Here is a 26,325-nt window from a genome sequence, read left to right as displayed (position 1 = left end):
GGCCATTGTGCAGGCAAGATTCATCTGGCGGTTTCTCAGATTCGGGCAAAGGGTTGAAACAGGACGCGCGCGCCCTTGGGCAGATGCGCGACCTCGGCGGGCAGGATCATTAACCCGTCGGTCTGCGACAACCGCGCGACACGGCTCGAATGGGTGGCATTCTCGAAATTGATGACTTCCCTGCCATCGACGTCGAAACCGGCAAGTGTAGCGGGCCTGAACTCGCAGCGACCAGCTTTGCGGTGGATGGCGGCGTCGGTGATGACGTGCCGCCGGGCCAGCTCGGTATCGGCCGCACCGGTCAGGGCCCGGACCAGAGCCAAGCCAAAGACCTGCCATGTCACGAAGGCCGAGAGCGGATTGCCAGGCAGGCCAAGCCAGACGGTGGTGCCGATCCGGCCGACCGAGACCGGCTTGCCCGGCTTGATCGCCACACCGCTGAAGAGGGTCTGGCCCTGCAACGCAGCAAAGGCTGGTTTTACGTGATCCTCCTCCCCGACCGAAATTCCGCCGGTGGTGATGACCAGATCGGCCCTTTCGGCAAGATCGCCTAATTGCCGGGTCAATCCCGCGCGGCTATCGGCCCCGAGTACGGTGGCGACAAGCTCGATATCTGCGCGCCGCAGCGCCGCCTTCAGCATCGGACCGTTCACATCCGGAATCTGCGCGGCGGTACGCAATGAGCCCGCCTGCCGGACCTCGTCGCCGGTCACCAGCAGTGCAACGCGCAATCGGCGCATGACATCGACATGATCCGCCCCTGCGGCGGCACAAGCGGCGATCGCCCGATCTCCGAGCCGCGCGCCTTTGGCCAGCACCTCTGCGCCCTCGGCCATATCGCTGCCCGCCGCGCGGATGTTCAGGCCCGACACAGGGCGCCGCAGGAACTGGATAGCCTCCCCGTCGCGCGCAACTTCTTCCTGCATCACCACGGCGTCGGCCCCCTCGGGGACCGGTGCACCGGTGAAGATGCGGGCCACCGTGCCGCGCACCAAAGCGGCGGCGCTCTCGCCTGCGGGGACGCGTGCCGCCACCGGCAGGGACCAAGGCCCCTCACCCGTCAGATCAGAGGTCGCGATCGCGTAGCCATCCATTGCGGCGTTGTCAAAAGCCGGGGCCATCTCCCCCGCCAAGACCGGTCGGGCGAGGACCCTGCCAATCGCGCGGTCAAGGGGCAGGGTTTCGGCATCCTCAATGGGTGCTGTGTGGGTCTTGACCCGGGCAAGCGCCTCCTCCACGCCGATCAGGCGCTTGAGCGCGTCTTGCCCGTCACATCCACAGTGCGCTGTCTCGATTGCCCGATGGATCGTCATGCGTTTGTCTCCTTGGTGAAATGCCCCGGCCCGATACTGCAATCGAGATTGCGCAACAGGCCGTCCTTCAACCCGTAGATCAGGCCATGCACGCGCAGATCTGCCCTGTGCGCCCACGCGCCTTGCAGGATCGGGGTCTCGCAAACGCGCCGCACCCCTTCAACGACATTCAACTCCGACAACCTGTCGCGCCGCGCCTCGGCATCCGATTCCCGTGCGAGATCAACGGCATAGCTGCGGGCGAGACGCCGGATCGGCTCCAGCCAGTGATCGGCAAGGCCATGCGGCAAGTTCTCGGTCGCGGCCTTGATCCCGCCGCAGCCGTAATGACCACAGACGATGACCTCGCGCACACTTAACGTCTCGACCGCGAATTCCAGTGCCGAGAGCAGGTTCATGTCGGCGGAATGGATGATATTGGCGACGTTGCGATGCACAAAGACCTCGCCCGGATCAAGCCCCGCGACCACGTTGGCCGGAACCCGGCTGTCCGAACAGCCGATCCAGAAGAACTCGGGCGCTTGCTGTCCGGCAAGCCGTGTGAAATAGCCCGGATCCTCAACATGGCGTGCCTTGGCCCATCGGACGTTGCGCTCAAGCAGGTCGTTCAGCATTTATCAATCCGTATTTGTTTCAAGACCGCGCCGCCGCCTCATGGAGGCACGGAGCGTTTCAAGATCGGCCTCGGTCAGGCGAAGCCGTGCAAAGGGCATGAGAACGGCCTTCTCCAGGGTAAGATGGCGTCTCACATGCCCTGCAAACCGGCGCAGGTCAGTGATATCCTTAGCCCCCAGACCTGACGCCGCTGATTGCAGGATTCTTGTTACCCCGGTGACGTCGAAATGCGCGTGGCGATGGTCGTCCATCAGCTTGTCAAGCAGTCGGTCGATGTCGTCGTCCCGCTCGCACCGCAGGCGCAACAGGGGGAAAAGATCCTGCTCTTCATCCTCGAGGTGGATCGGGAATTCATCCGACAGGAAGGCTGTCGCGGCCTCGACATTTTCCGAGGGGGCGGGGTCGCCATCTGCGATCCGTTCCAGCAGGGCGCAAAGCTCGCGCTTGCACAGATGCACGGCATGCAGGTAGTCGATCGGCGAGGTCGGCAGGCCCGGGTCGAGAGGGACAAGACCGGCCCCGTTCTGTGCTTGATCAGACTGTTGCATGACCCGCACCCCACCCAAAGATTCAGATCGGCGCGAGGCTTGCGCCGGTGATGGCGGCCCCTGCGGCCAGCGTCTCGACGAACTCCCGCGAGGCGCGTGCCCATGCCGTCTTTTCCAGTGCCTGCGCGATCTTGGGTCGGACAGTATCATAGGGCAGGACCTGCCCCGGAGCGATGGCGTTCAGGCGGATGATGTGCCAGCCGTGCCGCGAAAGCACCGGCGCAGGGCTTATGCTACTCTCATCCAGTTGGCGCAGCGCCGCCTCGAATTCGGGCACGGTGTCGTCGGGGCCAAGCTGCCCCAGATGGCCGCCCGCGTTCTTCGATCCGCAATCGCTCTCGCGAGCGGCCGAGGCAAAGCCCTTGGCTTCACCATCCAGTTTGGCCAGCAGCGCCGTTGCCCGTCTCTCGGCTGATGCACGCTCTTCGTCATCGCGCGGGTCGCAGGCGCACAGGATGTGCGACACGTCCCATAGAGGGGCGGAGCGGTAGCGCTCGGGGTCCTTTTCCCATTCGGCGCGCACGGCCTCTTCCGTCACCGGCGCGATGGATAGCGCCTCGTCCAGAAGGGCGCGGATCAGTGCCTCCTCTTCGGTCTCGAACCGGTCGGGGGCCAGTTCCACGGGATCGGGCACGAGCCCGCGCCGCCGCGCCTCCTGCAAGAGAAGCGCACGGATCGCCAGCGCCTGCGCGGCCTTGCGCCATGCGATGCCGGGCTTTTCGCGCGGACCGGTGTGATTCTGGGCCTCGGCAGCAATCGCCGCCGAGGGGATGGTCTCATCGTTCACGACGACATCGGGGAAAAGGGCCACGTTCATCGCGCTTACTCCGCCGGGGTCGTGGTTGCGGGGCTGCTCTCGCCCTGCCGCTTGTCGAACGCATGACGGCGCTCCTCAAGCGGGCGGCGACGGCGCGAGCGCACGATCTGGTAACCCGAGCGCGTCAGCAGGTAGCGGACCGGGGCGGCGAAGCCCGACCAGATATGCACCAGCCGCGTGAATGGGAACAGGATGGTGATGATCAGCCCGAGGAAGATGTGCAGCTTGTAGAGCCAGTGCACGTCCACCACCGTGACCCAGGCGTTGACGTTCCACGTCACCACGCTTTGCGACCAGGTCATGAAGCGGACCATCTCGGACCCGTCCATGTGCTGGAGCGTCTGCGTGATGGTCAGAAGGCCGATGGCAAGCTGAAGCCAGATCAGCCCCATGATGACGATATCCGGGGTGGTCGAGGTCACGCGAATGCGCGGATCGACCAGCCGCCGGTGCAACAGCATGGTCGAGCCAATGAGCGCGGCGATGCCCGCCGGGCCGCCGATCAGAACCGCCATCCACTGTTTCAGACCATAGGGGACACCGAGCGCATCCAGTACCCAGATTGGCGTGAAGAGACCGATCAGATGGCCGAAGAATACCGTCAGAATACCGACGTGAAACAGAATGGACCCCCAGACCAGTTGCTTGCGGCGCAAGAGTTGGCTGGAAGAGCTTTTCCAGGTGAAGGGATCGCGTTCATAGCGCACGACGGAACCCACGAGGAACACCGTCAGCGCGATATAGGGCATGACCCCGAAGATGATGAAATTGATATCGAAATTGCCGAACATGTCATGCGCTCCTGTTCAGGGGTGTGGTGGGGGCGTCCATGCCCGCCAGCATGTCGCGGACCTGCGGGCAGCCGCCATTCGGGTCGGGGCCAAAGGTAACTTCGGTTTCCTCCCAGACCGCATCGAGCGCCTCGAGATCGGTCGGGTCGTCGTCGGGCTGCGCCAGCATCTCGGTCAATGCCTCGGCGTCGGGCTGCGTTCCGGAAAGCTGCGATAGCGCCTTGAAAACGTCTGCGTAACCACTTTCGCGCCGCTCCAGTCGCGTGCCGAGCGCGTCGAGGATATGCGCCGCGTCGGCGAGGATGTCCTGTGCCTCGGCAAAGGGCCGCATGGAGAGGAACTCCAGAAGTACCGGCAGGTGATCGGGCAATTCCGAGGTGGCGGGCTCGACCCCGCCCTCCCGGTAGGTCTCGATCAGGCTGACCATCGCGCCACCCCGATCCCGGCTTTCGCCATGGACATGCTCGAAGAGGTTGAGCGACAGGCTGCGCGAGCGGTCGAAGAGCATCACATAACCCTCTTGCAGGGCGTAGATATCGCCCTGCGCCAGGTTTTCGGTAAGCGTTTGCAACGCCGCGCGATGGCTTGCTTCGATGCGCGCGTCACGCGCCAGAACGGCCGCGATCTCGGGCATTGCCTCCTGCAACTCTGTTGAGGGGTAGCTCAGCAGCAGCGACAGGGCTTTCAATGTACGGTCCATCATCAGAATGTCTCCGTCGGAAGGGCAAAATTCTTCTTCTTCCCGCCAAAGAGCGTCGTCTTGCCCGTTTCGCCGGAAGAACAGCCATTGCCATCGGTAAAGCCGCAGCCGCCGCGAATGTCGGCCCCGTCTTCGTTCTGTTCACGGTGCGCCGTGGGGATTGCGAAACGGTCCTCGTAATCGGCGATAGCCATGATCTTGTACATGTCCTCGATCATCCGGCCCGACATGCCGACGCGGGCGGCGATGGCCTCGTCGCGCACGCCGTCCACGCTCAGCGCGCGCATGTAAAGCCGCATGGCAGACATGCGTTCGAGCGCGTGCACAATCGGCTCCTCATCGCCCGCCGTCAGCATGTTGGCGAGGTATTTCACCGGGATGCGCAAGGAGCGCACGTCGGGCATCTGGTCGCTCATCGCGATCTGCCCCGCCTGCGCGGCGTTCTGAATCGGCGACAGCGGCGGGATATACCAGACCATCGGCAGGGTGCGGTATTCCGGGTGCAGCGGGAAGGCCACCTTCCAATCCATCGCCATCTTCCAGACCGGGCTGACCTTCGCCGCCTCGATCCAGTCCTCGGGAATGCCGTCGCGGCGTGCAGCGGCGATCACCTCCGGATCGTTGGGGTCGAGGAACACATCCATCTGTGCACCATAAAGATCGGTCTCGCGTTCGGCGCTGGCCGCTTCCTCGATCTTGTCGGCATCATATAGGATCACGCCCAGATAACGGATGCGACCGACGCAGGTCTCCGAACACACGGTCGGCTGGCCGCTCTCGATGCGCGGATAGCAAAAGGTGCATTTCTCGGATTTACCGCTCTCCCAGTTGTAGTAGATCTTCTTGTAGGGGCAGCCCGAGATGCACATCCGCCAGCCCCGGCACTTTTCCTGGTCGATCAGGACGATGCCGTCCTCCTCGCGCTTGTAGATCGCGCCCGAGGGGCACGACGCCGAGCAGGTCGGGTTCAGGCAATGCTCGCACAGGCGCGGCAGATACATCATGAAGGTGTTTTCGTACTCTCCGTAGATCTCCTTCTGCACATTCTCGAAGTTGTAGTCCTGCGACCGCTTGGAGAACTCGCCGCCGAGGATTTCCTCCCAGTTGGGGCCCTTTTCGATCTTTTCCATCCGCTCGCCGGTGATCGCAGAACGCGGGCGCGCGGTCGGGAAATGATCCATGTCGGGCGCGGATTTCAGGTGGTCATAGTCGAAGTCGAACGGCTCGTAATAGTCGTCGATCTCGGGCATCGAGGGGTTGGCAAAGATATTCGCCAGAATCCGCCACTTGGCCCCCTGCTTGGGGTGCAGCTTGCCGGATGCCGAACGCACCCAGCCCCCGTTCCAGCGTTTCTGGTTCTCCCAATCGGTCGGATAGCCGGTGCCGGGCTTGGTCTCGACATTGTTGAACCAAGCGTATTCAACGCCTTCGCGGGTCGTCCACACGTTCTTGCATGTGACCGAGCAGGTGTGACACCCGATGCATTTATCAAGATTCAGGACCTTGCCGATTTGCGCACGAACTCTCATTCCGCTGCCTCCACTTTTCCGGTTGCGGGCTGATCCAGCCAGTCGATCTTTTTCATCTTGCGCACGATCACGAACTCGTCGCGGTTGCTGCCAACGGTGCCGTAGTAGTTGAACCCGTAGGAAAGCTGCGCGTAGCCGCCGATCATATGCGTGGGCTTGAGCGTGGTACGGGTGACCGAGTTGTGAATACCACCGCGATGGCCGGTCTTTTCCGATCCGGGCGTGTTCACGATCTTTTCTTGCGCGTGATACATGAACAGTGTGCCCTGCTTGATCCGCTGGCTCACCACCACCCGCGCGGTCAGCGCGCCGTTGATGTTGTAGGCCTCGACCCAATCGTTATCGACCAACCCGGCCTTTTGCGCGTCCACCTCGGACATCCACACGACCGGACCGCCCCGGTTCAGCGTCAGCATCAAGAGGTTGTCGGTATAGGTGCTGTGGATGCCCCATTTCTGGTGCGGCGTGATGAAGTTGAGCACGACGTGCGGGCTGCCCTCGGCGGCGTCATTGTTTACGGCCTTGGTGATGGTCTTGAGGTCGACCGGCGGGCGATAGGCCACGAACCCCTCGCCAAAGGCGCGCATCCACAGGTGATCCTGATAGAGCTGTTGTCGCCCCGTGAGGGTGCGCCACGGGATCAGCTCGTGCACATTGGTATAGCCCGCGTTGTAGCTGACCTTGTCGCTCTCGATACCCGACCATGTGGGCGAGGAAATGATCTTGCGCGGCTGTGCGGCGATATCGCGAAAGCGAATCTTGTTGTGATGCTCGCCCTCGGCCAGATGCGCATGGTGCCGCCCGGTGGGTTTCTCCAGCTCTTCCCACGCCTTGACCGCGACATTGCCGTTGGTTTCCGGTGCAAGCATCAGGATCATCTCGCAGGCGTCGATGGCTGTCTCAAGCTTCGGCTGCCCCTTGGACACACCCTCGTCCAGCACCTCGCCGTTGAGGTCGCGCAAGGCTTGCACCTCAACATCGGTGTTCCAGTTGATCCCCTTACCGCCATTGCCAAGCTTTTCCATGAGCGGGCCTATGGAGGTGAACTTCTTGTAGAGGTTGGGATAATCCCGCTCCACGGCGATATAGTTGGGTGCGGTCTTGCCCGGGATCAGGTCGCATTCGCCCGTCTTCCAGTCCTTGACATGCGCCTGCGCCAACTCGCCCGGCGTGTCGTGCAGAAGCGGAAGCTGCACGATGTCGGTTTCCACTCCCAGAACTTCGGGCGCGACCTCGCTGAACTTCTTGGCAATCGTCTTGAAGATTTCCCAGTCGGATTTGCTCTCATAGGCCGGGTCCACCGCTGCCTGAAGCGGGTGGATGAACGGGTGCATGTCGGACGTGTTCATGTCGTCTTTCTCGTACCAACTCGCCGTCGGCAGGACGATGTCGGAATAAACGGCGGTGGTGGACATGCGGAAGTCGATGCAGACCAGCAGGTCAAGCTTGCCCTTGGGCGCCTCGTCATGCCAGACGGCCTCTTTCGGCATGGCCTGCCCTTCCTCGCCCAGATCCTTGCCCATGACGCCATGATCGGTGCCCAGAAGGTGCTTGAGGAAATATTCGTGCCCCTTGCCCGAGGAGCCGAGCAGATTGGAGCGCCACACGAACAGGTTGCGCGGCCAGTTCTCGGGCGCGTCGGGGTCTTCGCAGGACATTTGCAGATCGCCGGATTTGAGCTGTTCGGCGACATAGTTCTTGATGTCCTTGCCCGCCGCCTTGGCCGCTTTCGACACCTCCAGAGGGTTGGTCTTGAGTTGTGGGGCCGAGGGCAGCCAGCCCATGCGTTCGGCGCGGATATTGTAGTCGATCAGCGAAATGTCCCAATCGCCCTCGGGAGCCGTGGGCGACAGGATTTCGCCTGCGCGCAGCGTCTCGTAGCGCCACTGATCGGTATGGGCATACCAGCAGGACGTGGAATTCATGTGCCGCGGTGGGCGGTTCCAGTCGAGCGCGAAGGCCAGCGGTTGCCAGCCGGTCTGCGGGCGGAGTTTCTCCTGGCCCACGTAATGCGACCAGCCGCCACCCTCCTGCCCGATGCAGCCGCACATCACCAACATGTTGATGATGCCGCGATAGTTCATGTCCATGTGATACCAGTGGTTCAGACCGGCCCCGAGGATGACCATGGACTTGCCATGCGTTTTCTCGGCATTGCCCGCGAATTCGCGGGCCACGGCGATGATCTTTTCGGCGGCCACGCCGGTGATCTTTTCGGCCCATGCGGGGGTGTAGGGGCTGTCGTCGTTGAAATCGGCGGACACCCAGTCACCGCCAAGGCCCCGGTCAAGCCCGTAATTGGCGCAGAACAGATCGAACACCGTCGCAACGAGAACCTCTTGCCCATCGGCCAGGGTGACTCGGCGCGCGGGGATGTTGCGGGTCAGCACATCGGGGTGGTCGCATTTGACGAAATCGCCGGTGGCGACACCGCCGAAATAGGGAAAATCGACGCCCACCACCTCGTCGTGATCCCCGTCGAGGATCTGGCTCAGGCGCAGGTTTACTTCTGCTCCCTTGGCTCGTTCCTCAAGATTCCACTTGCCTTCCTCACCCCAGCGGAACCCGATGGAGCCGTTGGGGGCTACGACTTGGCCGCTTGCCTCGTCATAGGCGACGGTCTTCCAATCGGGGTTGTTCGTTTCGCCCAGCTTGCCGTCGAAATCCTCGGCGCGCAGCATCCGACCGGGCACGATGTGGCCGTCCTTTTCATCGAGCCGCACCAGCATCGGCATGTCCGTGTATTTGCGGGCATAGTCCTCGAAATACTCCGCCTGCCGGTCAAGATGGTATTCGCGCAGAATCACGTGGCCCATGGCCATCGCCAGCGCCGCGTCGGTCCCCGCCTGCGGGTTTAGCCAGATATCACCGAACTTGGCGGCCTCGGAATAGTCGGGGCTGACCACCGCCGACTTGGTGCCGCGATAGCGCACTTCGGTGTAGAAATGGGCGTCGGGCGTGCGGGTCTGAGGCACGTTCGAGCCCCAGAGCATCAGGAAGCCCGCATTGTACCAGTCAGCCGATTCCGGCACGTCGGTCTGTTCGCCCCATGTCTGCGGGCTGGCGGGGGGCAGGTCGCAATACCAGTCATAGAACGACATGCAGGTGCCGCCCATCAGGCTCAGGTAGCGCGTGCCTGCCGCGTAGCTGACCATCGACATGGCCGGGATGGGCGAGAAGCCGAACACCCGGTCGGGGCCGTAGGTCTTGGCAGTGTAGGCATTTGCGGCGGCGACGATTTCGGTCGCCTCGTCCCAGGTGGCGCGCACGAAGCCACCCTTGCCGCGCGTCGTGGTGATCGAGGCGCGCAGGGCAGGATCGGTCTGGATCGCGGCCCAGGCGGCCACCGGCGTCATCTTGGCGCGCATCTGGCGCCACGCGCGCATCAGCGCACCGCGGATGAGCGGGTTTTTTACCCGGTTGGCGGAATAGAGATACCAGCTATAAGACGCCCCCCGCGCGCACCCGCGCGGCTCGTGGTTGGGCATGCCCGCGCGGGTGCGCGGATAATCGGTCTGCTGCGTCTCCCAGGTGACGATCCCGGATTTCACGTAGATCTTCCAAGAACACGAGCCGGTGCAGTTCACCCCGTGGGTCGAGCGCACCACCTTGTCGTGCCGCCAGCGGTTGCGATAGGTGTCCTCCCAGTCGCGGTTCTCGGACGTGGTCTGGCCCCAACCGTCCGAGAATTGCTCCAGTTTCTTGCTCTGGAAGAAGTTCAGTTTATCGAGCAGATGGCTCATCTGGCTTTCCTTTCGTTACTCGGCGGGTTGGGTAGAGCCGCGCGGCGCGCGTGCGAGTTCGATGTCGTGAAGCAGGCCACCCTGGCGGGTGTAGACGGCCCAGGTGATCGCCACGCAAATCGCGTAGAAGACCAGAAAGCCCCATAGCGCCCCCACGGCCGTTCCTGTCATCGCGATGGAGGTGCCGTAGGCCTTGGGGATGAAAAAGGCACCATAGGCTGCGATGGCCGAGGTAAAGGCGGTGATCGCGCCCGATTCCATGGCGATCTGCCGCGTGCACTCCTCCTGCCCCAGTTGCGGCATGAGACGCGGCACCTCGCGGCCCATGATCACCGGGATCATCTGGAAGGTCGACGCATTGCCGATGCCGGTCAGCAGGAACAGCGCCATGAAGCAGGCGAAGAACCCGATGAAGGAGCCAATTCCGAGAAAGAAGATCACGCCGAAGGTGGCCACGATCATGGCGGCGAAGGTCCAGAAGGTCACCCGCCCGCCACCGAACCGGTCGCTGATCCAGCCGGTCGCGGCGCGGCTCAGCGCCCCCACCAGTGGCCCGAGGAACACGTAGTTGAGCGCGTTGACCTCGGGAAAGGCCAGCTTGGTCAGCAGCGGAAAGCCTGCTGAGTAGCCGATGAAGCTGCCGAAGGTGCCGGTATAGAGGACACACATCAGCCAGTTATGCTTGCGCGAGAAGATCACCGCCTGATCGGCAAAGCTGGCGCGCGCATCGGCGATGTCGTTCATGCCCAGCCAGGCCGCGATGGTGGCCGCGAGGATGAAGGGAACCCAGACAAAGCCCGCGTTCTGCATCCACATCTGGCCGCCATCGGACATGGTCTGCGGCTGTCCGCCCAAGGCCCCGAACACACCCGCCGTGATGACGATGGGCACTAGGAACTGCATGACCGAGACGCCGAGATTGCCCAGCCCCGCATTCAGCGCCAGCGCATTGCCTTTTTCGGCCTTGGGGAAGAAATAGCCGATATTGGCCATGGAGGAGGCAAAGTTACCGCCGCCGAAGCCACAGAGCAGCGCGAGCGTCAGGAAAATGAAATAGGGGGTGTCCGGGTTCTGCACCGCGTATCCGATCCCAAGCGCGGGCAGGAGCAGCGATGCGGTCGAAAGCGTCGTCCAAAGCCGCCCGCCAAAGATCGGGATCATGAAGCTGTAGAAGATGCGCAGCGTCGCCCCCGAAAGCCCCGGCAGCGCCGCCAGCCAGAACAACTGACCCGGTGTGAAATCGAACCCGATGGCGGGCAGGCGTGCCACGACCACCGACCACACCATCCAGACCGAGAAGGCGAGCAGTAGCGCGGGGATCGAGATCCAGAGGTTGCGCCTGGCGATCCGGCGTCCCTTTTCCTCCCAGAATGCCGGGGCCTCGGGATGCCAGTCCTCCAGAACCTTGGGCATGTCGGTCTTGCCGGGGACGTGGATCTCCTGCATCTCGGGCAGGGCCGGAAGCTGATCGAGTTCGGCACCGCGCGCCTTGCGCTCCATCGCGCGGACCGACATGTGCATCCAGCCGAGCGAGACGGCCACCAGGCCGAAGAGGATCACGAAGCAGGAGGTGTAGATTCCCGTCAGATCGAGCGCGGCCCCGAAGATGATCGGCAGAACAAAGCCGCCAAGGCCGCCGATCATGCCGACAAGACCGCCGACCGCACCGACATGGCTCGGGTAATACACGGGGATGTGCTTGAACACCGCCGCCTTGCCAAGGCTCATGAAGAAGCCCAGGCCAAAGAGGACGATGACGAATGGCCAGAGCCCCATTTCGGTCGAGAAGGCAATCGGGCCATCCCTGCCGACAATGACATACTCGGTCGGCGGATAAGACAGCATGAACAGAAAGATCAGCGAGAAGCCGAAGGTCCAGTACATGACCTGACGCGCCCCGAACTTGTCGCTGAGATGCCCGCCATAGGCCCGGAAGAGCGAGGCCGACAGGCTGAACGAGGCTGCGGCCATGCCCGCCGTCTTGACGTCGATGCCGTAGACGTCGATCAGGTAATGCGGCATCCAGAGCGCCAGTGCCACGAAGGCCCCGAAGACAAAGAAATAGTAGAGCGAGAAGCGCCAGACCTGCAGATTCCTAAGCGGCGCGAATTGCTCCGCGAGCGAGGGGGCCTTTGCCCCGGATTTGCGTCGCGCCACCAGTTCGGGATCGTCCTTGGCCAGCAGGAAGAACAGAACGGCGATGATCGCCAGCACCGCCGCCCAGGCATGTGCAACCCCGTGCCAGCCATAGGCGACCAGGACAAAGGGCGCGACGAACTTGGTCACCGCAGCCCCGACGTTGCCTGCGCCGAAAATGCCCAGGGCGGTGCCCTGATGGCCCGCGTCATACCACCGGCTGACATAGGCGACACCGATGATGAACGAGCCGCCCGCCAGACCGATGCCAAGCGCCGTAACCAGATACATCACATAGGTATCCGCCAGCGTCAGCGCCCAGGTCGCGAGGGCTGTCAGAAGCATCTGCACGGGAAAGACCAGTCGCCCGCCATACTTTTCCGTCCATACCCCGAGAAACAGGCGGGAGATGGACCCTGTCAGAATGGGCGTTGCAACCAGCAGGCCGAACTGCGTGTCATTCAGGCCGAGTTCGGCCTTGATCGACACGCCGATGATGGAAAAGATCGTCCACACGGCGAAGCAGGCAGTGAAGGCGATGGTGCTCAGGACCAAAGCGCGCGTCTGTTCGGCGGGTGAGGCTGTGGCAACGGTCTGCATGGCTTGATCTCCGGAAAGATTGGCGTGGGCCTCCCATAGGAAACCTTGGACAAGCCTATCGCGACCCGCGGATCGAAGGAATTGATCTGCATCATATGGAATGTGAAAATGTATTTGAAATGAATGGGTTATTATGATTTATCAATCGCGAATGAAGACCTCGTCAAATTGACGGAGTGCAAAAATCAACTCCAATATTGATATTTGTCAATTTCATCTGCGATAAACGGAATGGCCAAAGGCCGGAAAGAAACATGGATGCCTGATTCCGTCCACGAGGAGATTCGAAAGCTGCATCTGTTCGATGCCATGGCGGTGGAGCATTTCCAGACGCTCATGCGCGGTGCCTTCGTGCAAACCTTTCCGCCGCTGGTCGATCTGATCACCGAAGGAGACCCGAGCGATTTCCTGCATGTCCTCATTTCCGGTTCGGTCGATCTGTTCTCGGCGTGGAACGACCGGGAAACAAGCTTGGCCACCGTGCGACCCGTCTCGACCTTCATCCTCGCCGCCACGATCCGCGACCAGCCCTATCTGATGTCGGCGCGCACCCTGGAGAAAAGCCGCATCGCGCTCATTCCGAGCGCCGAGATCCGTCGCATATTCGACGCCGACAGTGACTTTGCCCGCGCCATCGTGACCGAACTTGCGCTATGCTATCGCTCGGTAGTCAAGGCGCAGAAGAACCTCAAGCTGCGCACATCATCTGAACGTCTCGCGAATTACCTTCTGCGCGCGCAGGCACGTGCGGGCGGTCAGGCCGAATTTGAACTCGGGTTCGAGAAACGTCGCCTCGCCTCGGTACTTGGCATGACGCCCGAGCATCTGAGTCGGGCCTTCAAGGGATTGCAACCGCATGGCGTTGTCGCCACAGCAATGCGCGTGGGCATTGCGGAGCCGGACAAGCTCAAACGCTTCGCGCGGCCGAATCCCCTTATAGATGACCCCAAGACGTGAAGGCGACGAACATGTCCAAGCAGATGTCCGGCACCGCCGGAGATTTGGCAGGGCAATACCCCGATATCTGGCAGGCCTAGGCCACACTCGGCGCGGTTACGGCCGATTGCGGGCTGCTTACGGATCGCGAGATCCGACTCGTCAACCTGGCACTTGCCATCAACGCGCTCGGCGATATCTGCCGGATGTTCACGCCGGACGAATGTTGGAGCTACTTTCTCGCTGTTGGATATGTCGCAGGTTAAAACCGAATTTCTTTAATTGAAGAGCAAAAGGAGTTGGATGCGCTGATTTCGGAGAAGCTGTACCGCAAACGCTGCATGGCGAATGCTGATGTATGACATCGGCGACTAGGCTGGTTTCGGCTGAGCCTGTGCATGAAACTTATTCTTTCGCCATGACATATATCAAAGACGGAATATGTTAATTCATTTATATTTAATATGTTATCAAGTGTTTTGATTGTCAGTCTTAGTGCAGTGTGGGGGATTTACCTTTGAGGTGCGTGCGTCCCAAGCGTATGTGTAAGCGCCATGCCAATTTGAGGAAGTATAGCCCGCGACGTTACATCGTCGCGGGCAATTTTTCAGTGATAAGCGCGTTCAGGCAGGTCATTGTCCGCACCGCGCGCCTTGAGGGATGGCGAGAATAAGTAACGCTAACCTCAACCGCCAAGAGGGGAGACCGGGGGCGTGTTAGACTTCAGAAGGTGACAAACTGGAACCGGCGGCGATAGTCATTTTTTCTTCCGGGCAGTTTGAAAGATAAAAAGCAAAACACCCTTAAGCGTTTTTTCCACGTGAGGCTTTATGTGGGGCGCTTATTCAATAGGCCAGTTTAAATCAATAAAATCAATGGATAGTGGCGGAGAGGAAGGGATTCGAAATTTGGGTCAATTTATGTGAACCAGTTTTAACCAGATGAAAATCTAGCAATTTGAATTATACATATGTGCAGCCCCAAAAGTTTGCGTCGCCTAGCCTCCGAGCACATCAACGAGCAGGTGTTCAACGGCTGGATGCAGGACAATGCGTTCGACTCCATTTCCAAGGGCTACAAGCAGATGCTGAGTTCCCTGGATCTGAGTGAGCTGTCTGATGCAGCCATCAAGGAGATCGAAGGTATTCTGGCTCTTGAGAAGGGTCAGTTAATTGAGGAAGAGCTTGATCGTATCTCTGCCCAGTTGGAGAGCAAGGCAGACATCATCAAAGCCCGCAAGGAAGCCATGGCAAGCGTTCCCAGTAGGATTGACCACATGGCGGGTGCTGGCGCCTCCCACGAGCACAAGGGCACTGCTGAGGCTGCTGAGGCTTCTGAGCCAGTGACCAACCTCAATGACATGGCTGATCTGATCTCGTCTCGGGCAAGAGAAGCCTATGACCGGATCCAGGCAGAGAAGGAAACCAAAACCAAACGACCCACGATCCAGACACCCAACAAGAACGCTCAGGACACGATGAGCGAGTTGGGTCTCCCAGTCGAGGGCTATGATAACGTGAAGTCGATGCCGGGTAATGCCCTGATGCTCATGGTCACGAAAGAGAACGGGGCTTCTCCCGAGCAGATCCGCCTGATGAACCTGGTTCGTCAAGGTGGTGGTATGGGTGGTTTGGACAACATCAAGGTGTTCGTTGGACCGGTAGAAGAGCTGAACCGTCTGAAAGAGACAGAGTATAAGTACCTTGGGGATGACAAGATCGAAGAAGGTCAGACCTTCGTCGGATCCCAGGTCATGTTCCTGACCAACTTCTCGCCCGAGACTGTGCTTCATGAGTCCCTGCATGCCTCCACATTCAAGGCAACCGTGGACTATTTCGACAACCCCGAAGCTGCTCCTCAGCCAGTGCGGGAAGCCGTGCAACGGCTGGAAGCACTGGAGGCAGAGTTCCTGAAAATCAAACCTGATACCCAGAGAGACAACATCCGGAAAGCGATGGAGACGCTGCGGGCAGATCTCTCAAATCCGAACATGAGCCCTGCACAGAAAATATCCGAGTTCATTTCCTGGAGTTTGTCGAACCAGAACCTGATCGAACTTGGTCAAGCCACCCGTGTCCGTAATCCCCTGGTTCAGGTGGTTTCGGGGGTGCTCAAGATGCTTCGCAAGATGCTTGGGCTCAAGACCAGTCCAGGCAAGAACCTGTTCGAGAACGTCCGGTTCAACGCTGAAATCCTGGGGGCCTTCTCAGGCAAGGAGCTGACCGCACGTCGTCAGTCCGTGGAGACCGATCAGGTCCTGAACCAGAAGTATCCGGGCAGTGAGCGTCTGAAGACCATCGAGTCCCGGTTCCTGTCCCGTCTGAACAGCTATCTGGAAGCCAGTCGGCCCGAGGCATCCAACACCAAAGGACGTGCTCAGTTCGACAAGGAAGTCGAGACCCGTCGCCAGCAAGCACGGACAGCCTCTGAGACAGCCATTGCCAACGGCTACGACCTCAACCCTCGTCAGGGGCAAGCCTATGAAGCTATGCACTTGGCTCTGATGTCTGGCATGCGTCTCGATCCGTCCCTGATGCGTCAGGCCACTCAGGCTTATCCTTTAGGATGTCTTTAGTCGAAACCAGTGACTGTTTTGGATCTGGTCTTTAGGAGTTGAAATTGGAAAGTTAACTTATGTTCGCTCGTTCGAGATAAAATTCGCGCACAGCTTATGCCCATCCAATCGCTATGAGAACCTAAAAAGTCCCTATATCGTAGTATTTTGTAGAGAGGGGTAGCGAGAGTTCCGAGAGCGTTTCGGCGACCGCGCTTGCAACCGCGTCAGATCCCAGCATTCCGATTTTGATCGCGGAGGGGGTGTCCTTAGCCAGGGCCGCTTTGATCTGCTCCACCACAAACGCCGCAGGCATCATTTGACTCCGACCTTGGCCGCGGTTTTGTCTGAATGCACTATGGGTTTTTCCGCTATCACGCGCGCATCCGGGTTCGATCAGCGTTGCGGGACAGCCACCTCAGGCGGCGCGGCAATCACGCGCCACATCAGACAAAATCGCTAAGAGACGGTTGTCATTACCCTTGCGCATAACGAATTGCGCCCCGACAGGCAGGCCGTTCACCTGCCACAGGGGCAGGCTCGTCGCTGCAAGATCAAGATAATTGGCTAGTCGGGTAAAGCGCGACATGGGCAATTGCGTCTCATCGATTTCGGCCACCGGCCGCGTAGGCTCTGGTGTGGTGGGCAGGATAAGCAGGTCATCGGGACCGAAACGGTTGAGGAATTCGGCAATATCCTTTTGTCGGGTCTGCCATTTTTGCTGTTGCTGCCTGTCACTTATGCTCCGACCCACAGCGATGCGGCGGCGTACACAAGGATCAAGTGCCGTCTCCGGATCGTCGATCAGACCGTGGAGCAAGGCGTAGGAATCGTGCGCCATGAGGTCGCCGCAGCGGCTCTGATATTCGGCCAACGGCAGCGGCAGGATTAAGGTCTGCGCCTGTCCCAAAGTGGTGGATACCTCGGCCAGATATGCGTCGTAACGATCGAGGATGTCGGCATGCACTGGTTCCAGATCGCCCGCGGCAAGACGAAAGATACGCCGGGGCCGACGCTGCGGAGCAGAAGCGGCAGGTGCCTTTCGGTCGGTGGTGATGGCGTCGAGGAGAAACTTCAGACCGGCCACGTCCTTGGCCAGCGGCCCGATCGTGTCCAAGCCGGCGCTGAGCGGAGCAACCCCTTCGAGTGAGGTCAGCCCGTGGCTTGGTTTCATTCCCGCGACACCACAAAGCCCGGCCGGGATGCGAACCGACCCGCCGGTGTCGGAGCCGATGGCGAGTGGCACCATCCCTGATGCCACTGCGACGGCCGAGCCGCTGGATGACCCACCGGGCGCCAAGTGACCCGGCCCTGCCGGGTTGACGGGCGTGCCCATCGCATAATTCGTGCCCCAGCTGCCAAAGGCGAATTCGACCATATGGGTCTGGCCTATGATGATCGCTCCGGCGTCGTCCAGCGCCTTGACGAAAGGTGCGGTTGCGCGCGCGGGCGTGTCAGAATAGCAGCGCGAGCCAAACCCCGTGACTCGATCCCGGATGTCGGCAAGGTCCTTGATGGCCACAGGCAGCCCGTGTAACGGCCCGCGCGATGACCCGACGGCGGTCTCGGCGTCAAGCTCCGCGGCGCGCTCCATCGCGCTGTCGGAAAAGACCGTTACAAAGGCATGCAACTTGCCATTGGTCGCCTCGATTTTGGCCAGTGACGCTGAAACGAGGGCAGCGCTTGTCAGCCGTCTGTCACGTATACCGTCAGAGAGGTCCTCAGTCCCCCAATCGAGAAAATAATCGCTGGTCATTCCGTGCACCCCTATAGACCCGTAAGCTGGCCAAGCTTAGCGCGATGCACTGCGCCACAGCATCGGATAATCACTCCGGCGCCTGAACCTGGCTGACTATTAAAAAGCGACACAAAGCGTCACCCCATGTTATCTTTCAGGTTGGCCGCCGTTCCGAAGTTAGTCCATGTTGTGCGGCAAATGTGCAGGGAGCGGATTTCAGAATGAGCATGGTGGCCATACTTGAACAGGCATTGAACGGCTTCATCGTCAGCGCCTTCTACGCGCTTGCGGCATTAGGACTTGCGATCATCTTTGGCGTCTTGCGGGTCGTCAACTTTGCGCATGGCGAACTCTACATGCTTGGGGGCTACGCCTATTTTCTGGCAGTTTCGGCGCTTGGCATGCCACCCATATTCGGCATTCTGTTTGCGACGGTTGCGCTTGCAGCAATGGGGGCGTTGGTCGAATGGTTGTTGATAAGACCCGTTTATGACGGGCGGGCCGACAGACCAGAAGAATATTCGATCATGATCACCTTCGCCCTTTCAATCCTGTTGCTTAACCTCGCAAACAGCCTGTTTGGCCCGTGGCCGCGCCGGCCTGAACCGCTGTTCCGCGGCGGTGTGGAACTGGGCGAGCTGATCGTCAGTGGCGACAGGCTGGCGGCAGCGGGCGTGGCGGTGGTGCTTATTGCGCTGCTGCTGTGCGGATTGCGCTACACATGGGCCGGGCGCGCAGTGCGCGCAGTCAGCCAGAATCGAGAAGCTGCCGCGATCTTTGGCGTAAGCGTGACCCAGGTGGGTATGTTGGCCTTTGCCCTTGGTGCGGCTCTCGCAGGCACGGCGGGGGCATTGATGGGGCCGGTTTTCAACGTGGTACCTGCGATGGGTATCATACCCGTCATCAAGGCCTATGTGATCGTGGTGCTTGGCGGGCTCGGGTCTATCCCCGGTGCGATCATTGGCGCGCTTATTCTTGGGCAGGTCGAGAGTTTCGGCACCATCCTGATCCCTGATCCAAGCCGTGCCCTGGCCTACAAAGATGCTTACGGCCTCGTATTGTTGGTCGCGATCCTGCTGTTGCGTCCGCAGGGACTTCTGGGAACAAAGGAGCGTCGGGCATGAGCCTTACAATGCTGCGCGTCACTGGTTCGGGTCTTCTTCTTGCCGGCTTCCTGATCCTCCCTTTTGTCCTTGGTGACTACTGGATCTACACGGTCACGATCGGCTTCTACTACGCAATCCTTGCGGCGAGCTGGGCGTTGTTGGTTGGCTATGTAGGACGGATCAGCTTTGCCCAGACCGCGATGGCAGGGCTTGGCGGCTACGTCTCTGCGTTGAGCGTGCAGTATATCGGTTTGCCGCCGGTCTTTGGCTTGCTGCTGGGCGTGATGATCGCTGCGGCGATCGGTTTTGCCATCGGGTGGCTGACCCTGCAACTGCACGGCGCATATCTCGGTCTGACGACCATCGCATTTGCCGAGATTCTGCGAATTACGGCAACCGCCGAGTACAATCTTACTGAAGGCTCGCGCGGGCTTCAGGTCGTACCGCTGCTCGAAAACGGTACGCGGGTCGAGTATTATTTCCTCTTCCTGATGATCACCCTAGCCTGTCTGGCGCTGATGACGTGGCTGCTGCAGTCGCGCGTCGGCTTGTTCTTTCAGTCCATACGCGAAGATGAGGACGGGGCGGCCAGCCTTGGTGTGAATGTCACGCTTTGGAAAATCATGGCTTTTGCCATTTCAAGCGCCTTTGCTGGCTTGGCGGGAGGGCTTCAGGCGCATTTCGTGCAGTTGATCACACCGTCGATGATGTCGCTGCAGGAAATGGGGCTGGTTCTTGCAATGGCGGTGGTCGGCGGGTTCCATAACGTTATCTTTGCTGCGCTTGGTGGGGTGGGGCTTCAGGTTCTGCTGGAGGCCCTGCGAGAACTCGGAGAATGGCGGCTGGTGGTCTTTGGTCTGCTCACACTGCTTATCCTGCGCGCAGCTCCGAACGGGATTTTTGGCATTATCTTTGACGCTTTGGCGAAACGGCTGCTGACGAAGGGACGCGACGAGTGAGGCACCAACTTCTGGAAATCAACGGGCTCGTGAAACGCTTCGGCGGACTTACAGCTTTGAAGGCTGTCGACATGACTGTCGAAGAAGGCGAGCTTTTGGGTTTGATCGGCCCCAACGGGTCCGGAAAGACGACCTTGCTGAATATTGTCAGCGGCTATTACAAAGCGGATGCGGGCACCATTGCCTATCAGGGGCGCGCAATTCTTGGTCATGCACCGCACAAACTGGCACGGATCGGCATTGGCCGCTCGTTTCAGATAACCAAGATTTTCAAGCGTCTTACTGTTATCGAGAATATGTTGGTCGCGGGGTTGTCTGATGGAAAGGCCGCGCGCGCCGAAGCCCAGGACCGCGCCGAAGGGCTGTTGCGCGATTTGAAGCTGGACCGGCTGCGCGATGAACGTGCGTCCAGTCTGTCGGGCGGGCAGGGCAAATTGCTGGAATTTGCCCGCATCATGATGCTATCCCCCAAAATCGTGCTTCTGGACGAACCATTTGGCGGCGTCCACCCCGAGCTGAAGCGATTCATGCACGATCGAATCCGCAAATGGAATGCTGCTGGTACAACGATCATCCTGATCAGCCACGACATGGGGTCCATTTTCGATCTTTGCGAGCGGGTTGTGACGCTGAGCTACGGCGACATCATCTGCGACGGGACGCCAGAAGAAACCCGCAACAGTCCCGCTGTACTGGATGCCTACCTTGGAGATCACCATGGCTCAGCTTGAGGTCGCAAACCTGCACGCGGGATATAGCCGCGACATAGATATTCTGCGCGGACTCGACGTAACCGCGCGCGAAGGCATGCTCACCACGATCATCGGTGCGAATGGGGTCGGTAAATCCACCCTGCTCAAGGCCATCATCGGACAGCTGCGACCCCATACCGGCGAGATTCGCTATGGCGAGACCGACATGACTATGATGAATACCCGGGATCTGATCAATCTTGGTATCGCATATGTGCCGCAGAAACACGCCATCTTCCCCGACATGACCGTACAGGAAAACGTTGAAATGGCCACGTGGGCCTTCCGCCACCAAAAGGCCCGCGCCAGGGAAGCGATTGAACGCACGTTTCAGCGCGCCACCTATCTGCACGAGTTCCGCAACCGTCGCGCAGGCCAGATGTCTGGCGGTCAACAACGCCTGATGCAGCTTGAATTGGCGCTGATGAGCGATCCGGATCTACTGCTGATCGACGAACCGACCGTGGGGCTGGACCCCAAGCGCGCCACCCAGATCTATGAGCATCTGCGCGGCCTCGTCGTGGATGAAAATCGCACCATCCTGATGGTCGATCAAAATGTGATCGCGGGCACAAATGTCGCCGATTACATCTATGTTCTCGAATTGGGCGCGAACAAGCTCGAAGGCAGCAAGCAGAAGTTCGACGACGAATATCGTGACGCCATTTCGGATTGGCTGTTTTAGACCTTTCCCAAACTGGGAAACCGGGCTGTCTCAAAGTACCCACCTGAATGAAAAGTCCCCGCCAAAGGCGAGGAGCTTGTCAAAAGTCTGAGGCGCACGGGCCCCGTGCGCCTCTTCGTTTTTCTGATCTGGAAGCGGTGTTACGGCTTCAAAAAGATCTCCTCCGTGGTTGCCTGTTCCCGCGGCCACAGGATCGCGGCATCCGACGGCGTCTGGCTTACCTCGTCATACTGGATCACGAAGATCGGAACGCCCAGCCATTGCTGGAATTTCCACGCCGGGTCCGTGGTCTCGGCAAAGCTGATGGTGCCGCGTGTGCCGTCCCACTCCAGGCTACGCAGAGCGTCTTCGATGGCATCGGATTCGGTGCTGGCGGCATTCTCGATCGCCTGTGCAAGCACCATCACGCCGTCATAGCCTTCCATCGCCACTGCGTTTGCGGGGCGGGCAAACTTGTCCTGATAGGCCTTGCCAAAGCTTCGCGACAACGGCGTGTCCGGTTTGCCAGGCAGGCCAGCGGGATTGCCGATGACGTATTTGCCAGCGTCCCCCATCACGTCCCAGAACTCGGGTTCCAGAACATCGGCCCCGGCGGCAAAAATTGCGGTCTCGGAACTTGGCGCAATTCCGAGGTCCGCAGCCTGCCTCAGCATCAACAGCAGGTTAGATCCGGTAAAGCCCGCAACAATCAAGTCCGGCTGAGGATCCGAGCGCTTGAGTTGCAGCAGCTGAGGCGTGAAATCCGAAACGGTGCGTTCCGCTGTGAAGGAGGTCACATTGGCTCCGGTATCCTTCAAATTCTCGGTAAAGACGTCAATGATGCCAAAACCCCAGTCAGAGTTTTCCGAGATGATGGCGATGTTCTCAAAACCGGCTTCCTTCACCCAGTCGGCCGCAACCGAATAGACAAGGGAATTGGCAACTGTGATGCGGAACACTTCGTCGATCTGCGCTGCGGTCACGCTGTCGGACCAGCATTCACCGGCGACAAAGACCGTGTTGGTTTTCTCCGCCACGGGGCCTACTGCCGAACAGACGGCGCTATGCGCAGAACCGGTCACGCCGACCACGCCTTCCGACGTTGCAAGGCGTTCGAAAGCGGCCACACCTTTTTCCGGCACACCGGAGGTATCTTCGATGATCAGTTCGACCTGCTTTCCCATTATACCGCCATTGGCGTTCAGTTCTTCGACCGCGACCACCATGCCGTCACGCAACGACTCGCCGGTCTGGACGCCACCCGGAGGCGACAGCGGGGCGATCCCGCCGATCTTGATGGTTTCTTGTGCTGCGAGCGTCCCGGCAGCCGCAACAAGCGACGTTGAAAACGCCGCTGCTATGAGTGCTGTCTTTTTCATCCTGAATTCCCTTTTGGCTAGAGGTTCGCGCGTTCAGATGCGTTTACCAAATGGAAGTCTGAACCACAGCAGACCTTGGAGCAATTAGCTTGGGGCTATAGATTTGTCGTGACTAGTCATCTGAACAGCATCAACTAGCGACAAATGCGAGGCGATATGCGAGACTATTTTCCCAAGAACCTGCGTCTCTTGTGCAGTTACCACAGCTCGGTCTCTCAAGTCGCGCGGCAGTTGCGGATGAACCGGCAACAGATCATGAAATACCTTGCAGGAGCGGCCCATCCATCTGCTCGCTCCATGCGCCGTCTTTGCGATTTCTTTGGCGTTGACGAACATGAGATCCTCATGCCGGACGATCAGTTTCGGGACATCGTGCGCCTGAAACCTGGTCTGCCGCTGAATTCGGGTTTGACGCCCCCGCTGTTGTCGGCACTGCTCAAGGCAGCGGCGGGTCAGATCAATCAACTCAAAAGCTATGAGGGCTATTACTACGAGTTCCGCTATTCCTTCACGACGCCGCGGTTGGTGCTCAAATCGCTCTTGCATATTCAGGAAGATAACGGGCTGATGATGTATAAGTCCATCGAACGCCTGAGGGATCAGCGTGCGCCGGCCAATCAGGACGGCGTGACGACGTCCGGCGTGGATGTGTTCAAATACACCGGCATCCTGCTGATGATTGGGCACCGGATACACATGTTGGATCAGGAGGGGGTGTTGGGGCAGGAGTTGTCGCACATGATCCTGTTTCCACCCTATCGTAACCGCATTTGTACGCTGAATGGGATGAAGATGGGCGTCACCGCAACCGCCGCGCATGAGCCCGTTGCATCGCGCGTTGTGCTGGAAAAGATCGGGCGCAGTGTCGATCTGCGTGCGACCATGCAGCGATGTGGTCTCTACGGGCCGCACGACGACGGAGTGCCTCCCAGCGTGCTCTGCTACTTGGGACAACATGGCGGCTCCGACCCAATCCTCTTCAGAAGCGAAGCCGTGTCTCAGAGCTAGTGACATCTTCGCCGTCAACTTGGGTGCTTAGTCACATATAAACTCGCCACGGCGCTTCCGACCGATTGTCCGTGCCGGAGCCTTCACAGGTTCAAGACAGAGAAGACCCCGCCGTTGAGCGGGGCCTGTCCAAGGTCGCGACGACGCCCGGGGTCAGCTTTTGCGGAATCGGCGCAATGCACCCAGACCGCCAATACCGGTCAACAGAAGCAGGCTCGCAGCGGGCAGCGGTACAGGACTGATTTCGCCCGAGAGAACTGGCAGACCGGCATTGTAGTTGCGCGCTGCCGAGGTTGGGTTACCTTCGCCGTCATCGAGGATTCCACCCCCTAGGCCGTCTCCGATATCATCCTGAAGTGCGAAATTGGTGAAAGCACCGTGAATTACGATCTCACGGTCCGTGAGGTCCAGAAGGTCGGCGACCCCGGTAGTCGTCGGCTCGATTTTGGAAGCAATCAGCGATCTTGGTGACGGTATGTATTGCGCTGAAAGGAAGAATGGGCTATTTTTTGTGTACATGGCTACATTTAGCCACGAAAAATGCGCTTGATAACTCCGTGTATTCGCGTGACGCCAAGCTTGCAATATCACCGATATGGTACAATGCCAGTGAATCTCGATTTTGCTAGATTTAGCAGATTAAGACGAACGACCTGTGCCCAAAAGTTTGACTAAAATCAAGCTTGCCCCGGCTGAATTGCACCCCCCTGAAGTCATGTTAATACGGAGAACATCCCGGCATGAGCAAAGATCTGACCTTCAGCAATAGCAGCGCTTTTGGCTCGATTTCCTGGGCGGCACAAAGATTGGGAATGTCGAAGGGCATGTTCCTTCGGCGTCGCGCGACGCTCGAAAGCGAAGGATTTCCCAAGCGGGATCCGCTCACGAATTACTATCACAAGGCGGACGTCGATGCCTGGATTGATAATCGCCGCCGCATCCCCGACGCAGCGTCGTATTCGGGTTCCAGCGAAAGGACCAAGTCGGAGGTAAATCTCCATGCCCTTTAAGGACGCGCTGTGGGATGGGTCAGACCCGCTTTACGCGCCGTGTCTGTCGTGGTCCGGGCAGGACCCGTTTGCGAGACAGGCCCGCTGGAAATGCCCTCAGAAATATCTGTCCGCAGGATACAAGGTCAGTTCTGTGAAAGTTGGCGCACCTGGTTATCCCGAAGATGAGTATCAACGCGAGCGCGCGCTGCGGTGCCGTCAACTGACACAGGAACTCGTACGATGGTGGGAGGCACTGGATCAGCCAAAGCTGCGTCTTGGAACGTGGCAATACCTTATCGGGCGTTACAAGTCCGATGAATTCTCGCCAATCTACGAAGTGAAGAAAAATACCAAGCATGGCTACCTTCAACAGCTCGCGAAGCTGGAAACCGCAATCGGGCACATGCCGATCCAGGATCTGGACTATGAGCAGATCAAACGTATCCAGAAAGCAATGGAAGAGAAGGGGCGTTCAACGTCATACATTCACCGCTTCTTCAATACGCTCAGACGCGTCGCGCGCTACGGCAAGGCACTGCAGATCAGGGAAGCGGCGGCAGTTGCACAAACGCTTGGCGAAATGCGCTTTCAAGTCGAAGCTGCCCGGCAGGTAGCGCCAACGCGTGCGCAAATCTATGAGATTGTCTCCGCAGCAGATGCAGCAGGGCTCCCGGACTTTGCCCTGGGGATACTTATTCAGTTTGAATTCACTCTTCGCGCGGTGGATGTGCGCGGCCAGTGGCTCGAGACCCATGAACGGGAAGGGGGCATAATCCGCAATGGCAAGTGGTGGCAGGACGGTCTGACATGGGACATGTTCGATGCAGACCTCAAAGGCTTCTCCAAGGTCATATCCAAGACCGCAAAGAGCCTTCCTGAGCCGTACTGGTTCGACCTGACACCATTGCCTGAAATTCAGTCGAGGCTCCGGATGCTACGACAGGAGAATCCGGTAGGACCGGTTAGATTGTCGACGCGCGCTGGCGGTCTGCCATATACAGTCAGCGGTTGGACGCAAGCTTGGGCGCGAATGCGAAAAGCTGCAGGGTTGCCCAAGAACATCTGGATGATGGATATCCGTGCCGGAGCGGTCACGGAAGCCAAAAGCCTTGGTGTCGATCCCTATGCGCTTCGCGATGCAGCTCAACATGCAAGTGTGTCGACAACAAATCGCTACTCGAGAAATCGCAGCGATGGTGCAAACCAGATTGTCCAGTTGCGACGGAATCGTTAGTTGGATCGGATCAAGAACATTCTCGATCCAACACCATGCCGGTGAAAGCGCTAAGTCCTTGAAACAGTGGTGAGCCGTGCAGGATTCGAACCTGCGACCCACTGATTAAAAGTCAGTTGCTCTACCAACTGAGCTAACGGCCCACTAGGGGCGCTATCTAGAAAGAGCGGCGCGGGGGGTCAACCCCGAAAGTGGCGCTGGATCAAAGGAT

22 protein-coding genes and 1 tRNA gene are annotated in these 26,325 nt (G+C 59.5%); 9 read left to right on the top strand and 14 right to left on the bottom strand.

The features are described from left to right. Positions 1–35: 35 nt before the first annotated feature. The 9 genes from glp to BHD06_RS18560 are packed head-to-tail and all read right to left on the bottom strand — an operon-like array spanning position 36 to position 12,792. Positions 36–1,313, bottom strand: coding sequence for a gephyrin-like molybdotransferase Glp (gene glp, locus BHD06_RS18600; protein WP_080458472.1), 1,278 nt, complete (start codon positions 1,311–1,313; stop codon positions 36–38). Further along, positions 1,310–1,927, bottom strand: coding sequence for a carbonic anhydrase (locus tag BHD06_RS18595; protein WP_080458471.1), 618 nt, complete (start codon positions 1,925–1,927; stop codon positions 1,310–1,312). Before BHD06_RS18595 ends, glp begins: the two co-directional genes overlap by 4 nt. Before the next feature lie 3 nt (positions 1,928–1,930). Then, positions 1,931–2,476 carry a hemerythrin domain-containing protein gene (locus BHD06_RS18590; protein ID WP_080458470.1) on the bottom strand — a complete coding sequence of 182 codons (546 nt, stop codon included), beginning with the start codon at positions 2,474–2,476 and terminating at the stop codon, positions 1,931–1,933. Between the two features lie 22 nt (positions 2,477–2,498). Further along, positions 2,499–3,293, bottom strand: a complete 795-nt coding sequence (locus tag BHD06_RS18585; protein ID WP_080458469.1) for a peptidylprolyl isomerase — start codon at positions 3,291–3,293, stop codon at positions 2,499–2,501. A 5-nt stretch (positions 3,294–3,298) separates the two neighbouring features. Then, entirely contained in the window at positions 3,299–4,084 is a 786-nt protein-coding gene (gene narI / locus BHD06_RS18580) for a respiratory nitrate reductase subunit gamma (RefSeq protein WP_080458468.1), read from the bottom strand. Position 4,085: 1 nt separating this feature from the next. Further along, positions 4,086–4,784 carry a nitrate reductase molybdenum cofactor assembly chaperone gene (narJ, locus tag BHD06_RS18575; RefSeq protein ID WP_080458499.1) on the bottom strand — a complete coding sequence of 233 codons (699 nt, stop codon included), beginning with the start codon at positions 4,782–4,784 and terminating at the stop codon, positions 4,086–4,088. Between the two features lie 2 nt (positions 4,785–4,786). Then, positions 4,787–6,313, bottom strand: a complete 1,527-nt coding sequence (narH, locus tag BHD06_RS18570) for a nitrate reductase subunit beta (RefSeq protein ID WP_080458467.1) — start codon at positions 6,311–6,313, stop codon at positions 4,787–4,789. Continuing rightward, complete coding sequence (locus BHD06_RS18565; protein WP_080458466.1) at positions 6,310–10,056, bottom strand: nitrate reductase subunit alpha; 3,747 nt, start codon at positions 10,054–10,056, stop codon at positions 6,310–6,312. The genes narH and BHD06_RS18565 overlap by 4 nt, the downstream gene beginning before the upstream one ends. Before the next feature lie 15 nt (positions 10,057–10,071). Continuing rightward, a complete protein-coding gene (locus BHD06_RS18560) occupies positions 10,072–12,792 on the bottom strand; it encodes an MFS transporter (RefSeq protein ID WP_080458465.1) in 2,721 nt (906 codons plus the stop codon). Positions 12,793–13,050: 258 nt separating this feature from the next. Between BHD06_RS18560 and BHD06_RS18555 the strand changes: the two genes are divergently transcribed. Further along, positions 13,051–13,749, top strand: a complete 699-nt coding sequence (locus BHD06_RS18555; RefSeq protein ID WP_080458498.1) for a helix-turn-helix domain-containing protein — start codon at positions 13,051–13,053, stop codon at positions 13,747–13,749. A 949-nt stretch (positions 13,750–14,698) separates the two neighbouring features. Further along, positions 14,699–16,303, top strand: a complete 1,605-nt coding sequence (locus BHD06_RS18550; protein WP_080458464.1) for a hypothetical protein — start codon at positions 14,699–14,701, stop codon at positions 16,301–16,303. Between the two features lie 121 nt (positions 16,304–16,424). Here the strand turns inward: BHD06_RS18550 and BHD06_RS24830 are convergent, their stop codons facing one another. Both BHD06_RS24830 and BHD06_RS18540 read right to left on the bottom strand, forming a co-directional pair. Then, entirely contained in the window at positions 16,425–16,679 is a 255-nt protein-coding gene (locus tag BHD06_RS24830; protein ID WP_376764867.1) for a bifunctional hydroxymethylpyrimidine kinase/phosphomethylpyrimidine kinase, read from the bottom strand. 21 nt (positions 16,680–16,700) lie between these two features. Next, positions 16,701–18,038: an amidase gene (locus BHD06_RS18540; protein WP_080458462.1), complete on the bottom strand. Its 1,338-nt coding sequence runs from the start codon at positions 18,036–18,038 to the stop codon at positions 16,701–16,703. A 203-nt stretch (positions 18,039–18,241) separates the two neighbouring features. On the opposite strand from BHD06_RS18540, the gene BHD06_RS18535 reads away from it, so the two are divergent. Genes BHD06_RS18535 through BHD06_RS18520 form a run of 4 tightly spaced genes read left to right on the top strand, consistent with a single transcriptional unit; the run spans position 18,242 to position 21,522 of the window. Beyond that, a complete protein-coding gene (locus tag BHD06_RS18535) occupies positions 18,242–19,144 on the top strand; it encodes a branched-chain amino acid ABC transporter permease (protein WP_080458461.1) in 903 nt (300 codons plus the stop codon). Then, positions 19,141–20,085 carry a branched-chain amino acid ABC transporter permease gene (locus BHD06_RS18530; RefSeq protein WP_080458460.1) on the top strand — a complete coding sequence of 315 codons (945 nt, stop codon included), beginning with the start codon at positions 19,141–19,143 and terminating at the stop codon, positions 20,083–20,085. Before BHD06_RS18535 ends, BHD06_RS18530 begins: the two co-directional genes overlap by 4 nt. Next, the gene (locus BHD06_RS18525) at positions 20,082–20,816 is read left to right on the top strand and encodes an ABC transporter ATP-binding protein (RefSeq protein ID WP_217805693.1); all 735 of its coding nucleotides are present in this window, start codon (positions 20,082–20,084) and stop codon (positions 20,814–20,816) included. The genes BHD06_RS18530 and BHD06_RS18525 overlap by 4 nt, the downstream gene beginning before the upstream one ends. Further along, complete coding sequence (locus BHD06_RS18520; RefSeq protein ID WP_176214407.1) at positions 20,803–21,522, top strand: ABC transporter ATP-binding protein; 720 nt, start codon at positions 20,803–20,805, stop codon at positions 21,520–21,522. The genes BHD06_RS18525 and BHD06_RS18520 overlap by 14 nt, the downstream gene beginning before the upstream one ends. A 140-nt stretch (positions 21,523–21,662) precedes the next feature. On the opposite strand, the gene BHD06_RS18515 is transcribed toward BHD06_RS18520, so the two are convergent. After that, positions 21,663–22,880, bottom strand: a complete 1,218-nt coding sequence (locus tag BHD06_RS18515; RefSeq protein WP_080458457.1) for an ABC transporter substrate-binding protein — start codon at positions 22,878–22,880, stop codon at positions 21,663–21,665. 144 nt (positions 22,881–23,024) lie between these two features. On the opposite strand from BHD06_RS18515, the gene BHD06_RS18510 reads away from it, so the two are divergent. Continuing rightward, positions 23,025–23,888: a helix-turn-helix transcriptional regulator gene (locus tag BHD06_RS18510; RefSeq protein ID WP_376764866.1), complete on the top strand. Its 864-nt coding sequence runs from the start codon at positions 23,025–23,027 to the stop codon at positions 23,886–23,888. A gap of 153 nt (positions 23,889–24,041) precedes the next feature. On the opposite strand, the gene BHD06_RS18505 is transcribed toward BHD06_RS18510, so the two are convergent. Beyond that, a complete protein-coding gene (locus BHD06_RS18505) occupies positions 24,042–24,407 on the bottom strand; it encodes a VPLPA-CTERM sorting domain-containing protein (RefSeq protein WP_080458455.1) in 366 nt (121 codons plus the stop codon). A gap of 221 nt (positions 24,408–24,628) precedes the next feature. On the opposite strand from BHD06_RS18505, the gene BHD06_RS18500 reads away from it, so the two are divergent. Together BHD06_RS18500 and BHD06_RS18495 are read left to right on the top strand one after the other, a co-directional pair. Further along, a complete protein-coding gene (locus BHD06_RS18500) occupies positions 24,629–24,898 on the top strand; it encodes a hypothetical protein (protein ID WP_080458454.1) in 270 nt (89 codons plus the stop codon). Further along, entirely contained in the window at positions 24,888–26,114 is a 1,227-nt protein-coding gene (locus tag BHD06_RS18495; protein ID WP_254892477.1) for a recombinase, read from the top strand. The genes BHD06_RS18500 and BHD06_RS18495 overlap by 11 nt, the downstream gene beginning before the upstream one ends. Positions 26,115–26,181: 67 nt before the next feature. Here BHD06_RS18495 and BHD06_RS18490 read toward each other — a convergent pair. Beyond that, positions 26,182–26,257 (bottom strand) — tRNA-Lys (locus BHD06_RS18490). Between the last annotated feature and the right edge of the window lie 68 nt (positions 26,258–26,325).

The sequence above is a fragment of the Roseovarius sp. A-2 genome, from assembly GCF_002072155.1.
In the GTDB taxonomy this organism is placed as follows: Bacteria; Pseudomonadota; Alphaproteobacteria; order Rhodobacterales; family Rhodobacteraceae; genus Roseovarius.
This window is presented reverse-complemented; position numbering and strand designations above follow the sequence as displayed.